The sequence below is a fragment of the Neisseria sp. P0021.S006 genome (assembly GCF_051956895.1).
Genome location: NZ_JBQCWZ010000467.1, coordinates 1 through 1,069 on the forward strand (window position 1 = coordinate 1; position 1,069 = coordinate 1,069).

The window sequence follows — 1,069 nt, forward strand, 5'->3', positions numbered from 1 at the left end:
TAATGTATCAGTATGAAATGAATGATCAATATACTTTTGATTTTACGCTGATACGGCAAGAGCATGCGATTGAATCTATAAACGATTTAAGTAGTATTTTTGTTTTACCGAAACCGACTGCGCCCGTTTCAGACGGCCTTGATTTATGCCGCAACCAAAATGCCCTGTTCCCACCAATCCGTCCATTTCTGCCTTAATGCGTCCTGCCAAGCGTTTTCAGACGGCATGAACTCTGCCAGCATGGTTTGCAGGCCGTTTAGGGAAGTGGGCGTCTCTGCCAGCGTTTCCAGCAATAAGGCGTCGAAACCGTCGAGGGTTTGGTACATCACGTCGTCTTCCTTATCGCGCCACACCAAAACGGCGGTTTCCGCCTCATGCAATTCGTCCGTCACGTCATACTGATAACGGCGCACAAAGGCGGCGGGAGAAAGGGTGTAAGCCAAATCGTCTGAATCGGTATGGACTGCTTGGCTGTCGGTTTGCGCGGTTTCGGCGAGCAGCTGGGTGTGTTCAAAGTCCATCAATGCCAAGAGGTCGTCTGAAAGCGGCAGACTTTGGCAATATTGGAGGAACTCGCCGGGGATTTCTTGAAAATAGGGCGTTTGGGCGCGCGCGTCACGGACGAAACCTTCTTTCAGACGGCCCCATTCTTCGCTGTCAAAGTATTGCAGCGTTTCGGTATAACAGCGGTCGATAAAGCTGTGAATATTGTTGCGTATCAGGCGGATATAGACGTTCAGACGCTCTTGCGGCAATCCGTCTTCGGCTTTGCCTTCGCGTATGGCTTGGGCAAAGCGGTGTTGATATTGGGCGGAGGTTTCAGGCTGCACGGCGGTATTCCTTTCCGGCACGCATTTGATAGTCGGCGATTTTAGCGACTTCGGCTTCGAGTTCGGCAAAAGGCGGGAAATTGAAATCGCGTTCCAACAGGGTGGGCGGAATCGTCGGCAGTTTGGCATAGGCCAGTTCGAGTAAATCCCAAACGGTCGGCAAAACCGCCGCGCCATGCGTATCAATCAACAATTCCGGCGTTTCGACGTCATGTCCGGCAATGTGGATATAGCACACG

The 1,069-nt window shown here is 51.5% G+C and carries 2 protein-coding genes; both read right to left on the minus strand.

Features of this window, described 5'->3' with window-relative positions:
* Positions 1-143: 143 nt before the first annotated feature.
* Positions 144-830 (minus strand): HvfC family RiPP maturation protein, encoded by a 687-nt coding sequence (locus tag ACTHUM_RS15025; RefSeq protein ID WP_219089208.1) that lies wholly within the window; start codon positions 828-830, stop codon positions 144-146.
* The coding region (locus ACTHUM_RS15030) for a multinuclear nonheme iron-dependent oxidase (RefSeq protein ID WP_440403295.1) at positions 820-1,069 on the minus strand (250 nt) is incomplete at its 5' end. The genes ACTHUM_RS15030 and ACTHUM_RS15025, both read right to left, overlap by 11 nt.